This window comes from Pseudoduganella sp. RAF53_2 (assembly GCF_052113985.1).
GTDB lineage: Bacteria > Pseudomonadota > Gammaproteobacteria > Burkholderiales > Burkholderiaceae_D > Rugamonas.
Map to the genome: position 1 here is coordinate 1 of NZ_JBFRDW010000574.1, position 4,002 is coordinate 4,002.

The 4,002-nt window shown below is 61.2% G+C and carries 5 protein-coding genes; 4 read left to right on the forward strand and 1 reads right to left on the reverse strand.

What is annotated here, in order from left to right:
• Window positions 1–773, reverse strand: a 773-nt coding sequence (locus AB4Z11_RS25620) for a hypothetical protein (RefSeq protein ID WP_442028620.1), incomplete at its 3' end; no start/stop codon positions are given.
• 157 nt (window positions 774–930) lie between these two features.
• Here AB4Z11_RS25620 and AB4Z11_RS25625 point away from each other — a divergent pair.
• The 4 genes from AB4Z11_RS25625 to AB4Z11_RS25640 form a co-directional block, all read left to right on the forward strand.
• Window positions 931–1,989 (forward strand): aromatic ring-hydroxylating oxygenase subunit alpha, encoded by a 1,059-nt coding sequence (locus AB4Z11_RS25625; RefSeq protein WP_442028622.1) that lies wholly within the window; start codon window positions 931–933, stop codon window positions 1,987–1,989.
• A 25-nt stretch (window positions 1,990–2,014) separates the two neighbouring features.
• The gene (locus AB4Z11_RS25630) at window positions 2,015–3,382 is read left to right on the forward strand and encodes an APC family permease (RefSeq protein ID WP_442028623.1); all 1,368 of its coding nucleotides are present in this window, start codon (window positions 2,015–2,017) and stop codon (window positions 3,380–3,382) included.
• Window positions 3,288–3,671 carry a hypothetical protein gene (locus AB4Z11_RS25635; protein WP_442028625.1) on the forward strand — a complete coding sequence of 128 codons (384 nt, stop codon included), beginning with the start codon at window positions 3,288–3,290 and terminating at the stop codon, window positions 3,669–3,671. Before AB4Z11_RS25630 ends, AB4Z11_RS25635 begins: the two co-directional genes overlap by 95 nt.
• A 17-nt stretch (window positions 3,672–3,688) precedes the next feature.
• Window positions 3,689–4,002 (forward strand): hypothetical protein (locus AB4Z11_RS25640; RefSeq protein ID WP_442028626.1); only part of this gene is annotated, 314 nt, incomplete at its 3' end.

A 4,002-nucleotide genomic window follows, 5' to 3' on the forward strand; every position in this document is an offset into this window, starting at 1 on the left:
GGCACCAGGCGTTCGAGCAGCGAGCGTGTGAGGCCGTCTTCGGCGGCTTTGACGGCGTCGCGCATGGTTTCGGTTCTTTTTTCTTCCATGGCCTCCGGCGCGGCGCTCGACAGTTCAACGCGGGAGAACGAAAGGATCAGCGTGTCCTTCGCCACATTGGTCCAGTTGATCAAGCTGCCCGACGAATCGGACGGTCCTTTGAAGTGGACCAGGTTCCAATCAGGTCCGCCCGACGCGCCTTTGGTGATGGTGAAGTCCACCGTGATCACAAAATTATTCTGAACCTTGGGATCGCCATCGCGGCGGAACAGGAAGTTCTCGTTTGATCCGAGCACGATGGCCTCGGTCAGTCCCAGATCGCCGCCGATGCCGCGGCCCGCAACCGCCTTGCAAGCCTCGCTGACCGCATCGGCGCGCTCGCGGTTCAGGAAAATCGAAAAATTCTTGGTGAGGTTCTTGTGATTGGCGCGGGAGTACTGTCCGCTGGCGCCCAGCGAACGTTCGGTTGCGGCCGACAGCGGGTTGATGTAAGTCAGGCTTGGCGACACGCCTGACGTCGACGTCACTTCGGCCGAAAGGCTGATGCTGGCCGCATATGAATTCGCACCAAACGCCCCTGCCCTGGCCGAACTGGCGATCTCGCATTCGATGTGAGCAATGAGGTCGTCGAAACTGAGTAAACCATTTACCGCGCTTGGCTGCGCCGAGAATTCGGGAATGGAGGTACAGCCTGCAAGCAGGGACAGCACAGAACAGGAGATCAGGAAGCGCATCGCGAATATGGGGCGGATATGAGGCGAATAAGGACGCTCTATATTAAGCGCATCAATGCTTCATGCTGAAACCTGCAAGCGTAACTTTTTTACAACAAGCAACATCTCGGGCACACAAATTCGTGAGACAGTTATTGCTTCGCACACAGGAGCCCATATGCCCGACCACTGCCGCCACGAGGCGCTCGATCACGCTCATGCCCTGCACGCCAGCTTCTACCGCGAGCCGCGCTGGCTGGACGTGGAGCAGCGCGGCGTGTTCGGAGAGAGCTGGCAACTGGCCGCGCATCAGGGCGACCTGGGCGAACCTGGCGATCACGTGGCGTGTGAAATAGCGGGCAAGCCCGTGCTGATCGTGCGTCAGCCAGACAAAACGCTGAAAGCCTTCTACAACGTGTGCCGCCACCGTGCCGGTCCGTTGGCCGTCTGCAATGGCAAAGGCGCGCGTGCGCTGCACTGCAAATATCACGGCTGGACATATGAACTGGACGGCCGTCTGCGCGCAGCCACCGAAATGCAGGACGCCAAAGACTTCGATATCAGCGGCATTCACCTGCCGCAAATCCGGGTGCGCGAATGGCAAGGCCTGGTCTTCGTCACGCTAAGCGACGATACGCCGGCGTTTGACGATGTGTTCAAGGATATCAGCGCGCGCATCGCGCCCATCGACCTGAGCGCCATGCAGTTCGCCAAACGCGACACCTACCGCATCGCCTGCAACTGGAAGATCTACGTCGACAACTTCCTGGAAGGCTATCACCTGCCCTTCGTCCATCCAGGCCTGTCGAAAGTGCTGGACTACCGCGTGTACGACACGGAATTGCACGACTGGTACTCGCTCCAGCATTCTCCGCTGCGCAATAACGACGGCATCTACGGCGACGGCGACGCGTTCTACTACTTCGTCTATCCGAACATCATGCTCAACATCACGCCGGGACGCCTGCAGACCAACCGCGTGCTGCCGGATGGGCGCGATCACTGCATCGTCGAATTCGATTACTACTACACGCAGGAACCGGACGTGCTGCAGCGCGTGCAGGCCGAGCAGGAATTCAGCCACGCCATCCAGGAAGAAGACATCTTCATCTGCGAGCACGTGCAGAAAGGCCTGAGTTCCGGCTCGTATGAAGCGGGCCGCCTGAATCCTCGCCGAGAAAGCGGCGTATGGCATTTCCAGAACCTGCTGCGCGCCGCCTACATCCGCCATGCTTAAACAGGACAAGCCCCTCGGCTTCTGGATGAGCACTGCGCTCATCGTCGGCAATGTCATCGGCATGGGCATCTTCCTGCTGCCGGTTTCGCTGGCGCCTTACGGCATCAACGCCTTCGCGGGATGGGCAGCTACGGTCACGGGCTGTTTGTTTGTCGCCTACACCTTTGCCCAGCTGGCGCGCAGCCTGCCCGAAGAAGACGGTCCATACGGCTACACCCGCCGCGCCTTCGGCAATGGCGTCGCCTTTTTCGTCATGTGGAGCTACTGGGTGTCGATCTGGATCACCAATGCCGCGCTGGCGATTGGCCTAGTTGGCTATCTCGTTGCGCTGGTGCCGCCGCTGGCGCACGTGCCCTCCTCCATTCTGGCACTGGCCATGGTGTGGTTCTTCGTGCTGATCAATCTGCGCGGCGCGAAAACGTCGGGACGCGTGCAACTGATCTCGGTCGGCCTGAAGCTGCTGCCCATGATTGCCGTGGTCGTGCTGCGTTTGGTGGCCGTAATGAGCGCACAGCCGATTGCAGGACATCTGGCGCCGGCCCCACTCACGCTGGACGCGACCGCAGCGGCGGGCACGATTGCGCTGTTCACCGTGCTTGGTGTGGAATGCGCCACTATCCCGGCCGGGAAAATCGACCGTCCCGAAGTGACCATTCCACGCGCGACCATTGCCGGCACGGCCATCATCGCCGTGGTGTATGTGTGCGTGTCCGCCGCGCCCTTGCTGCTGTTGCCGCACACCGAACTGGCGAGGTCGGAAGCGCCGTTCGCCGCGCTGTTCGRCCGCTACTGGGGCCAGGGCTGGGGGCAGTGGCTGTCCGCCTTCATTGTCATCAGCGGCCTGGGATGCCTGAACGGCTGGACCCTGGTCGCGGGCGAAGTCACCGCCTCGCTGGCGGCCAACGGCACATTCCCTGATGCGCTGCAGCTACAGAACCGGCGCGGCGCTCCGGCGCGCGCACTGGTATTGGTGGGCGTGCTGGCCAGCGTCATGGTTGGCATGAGCTACAGCCGCTCGCTGGCCGATGCCTTCACCTTCCTCACCGTGATGGTCACCGCCGCCAGCCTGCCTCTGTATCTGTTCGGCGGACTGGCCTTGTTCAAGCTGTGGCGGCGCGGTGTAGTGCGGCATGCAGCTGCGGGAGTTGTCGCCGGCGCTGCCGGGCTTTCGTGTTCTCGGTCTGGGGCTTTTACGGCGTGGGCCAGGAATCCTTCCTGTGGGCGATTGCGCTGGGTGCGCTCAGCCTGCCGCTGTTCTGGTATGCCCGCTACCGCGCCAAATCGCGTCTGGTCACGACATGAACAACGACTTCCTCGATGGCCTGCGTGCATTGAGCGAGGCCGCCTTCCCCAAGCGCTGCAAGAACTGCGGCAAAATTTACGACACCGCTGACGATTTTCTGCGGCAAACGCTTGCGACCCGCCCCGATCACAGTGGCCTGAAACAAAGCCACGATGACGATGAAATCGCCATCGTGGAGGTGTACCGCAATTGTATGTGCGGCTCCACCCTGATGGACTTCTTCTCCGACCGGCGCGACGTGTCCGACGCCGGCGAGCACCGGCGCAAGCTGTTCGGCGACCTGCAACGCCAGCTCGAACAGAAAGGCATGACCGCCGGCGAAGCACGTGCACATATACTCAACCTCCTGCGTGGCGCTGCCGGCGCAGGGCCAAACTAGAAAAAGGAAGAAGAACAATGCGAATCCTGGCAACCATGCTGCTTACTCTGGTATCGCTGACCGCGCACGCAGACGGACAAACGCCGCGCAAGATCGGTATCATGGCTTTATCCGGCAACAGCATGTCGACTTATAACTTCGTCACGCAGAMCGGTACGCGCGTGGCGCAGCTGGCGCGCAACCTGGTCCCGCTGAAAAACACCGCATTTGACGAGGTGACCGTGCAGGCCGCCAACAAGGCGGTACTGAAGGCGGAACCGGCCACGCCTACCGCCATGATCCTGACGCTGGATGCAGAGTTGTATCAGGCGCAAAACGCCATGTTCGACAG

Bases quoted from the DNA above. Each gene is read 5' to 3' on its own strand.
- AB4Z11_RS25625 (WP_442028622.1), top strand. From the start codon at position 931: ATGCCCGACCACTGCCGCCACGAGGCGCTCGATCACGCTCATGCCCTG.
- AB4Z11_RS25635 (WP_442028625.1), top strand. From the start codon at position 3,288: ATGAACAACGACTTCCTCGATGGCCTGCGTGCATTGAGCGAGGCCGCC.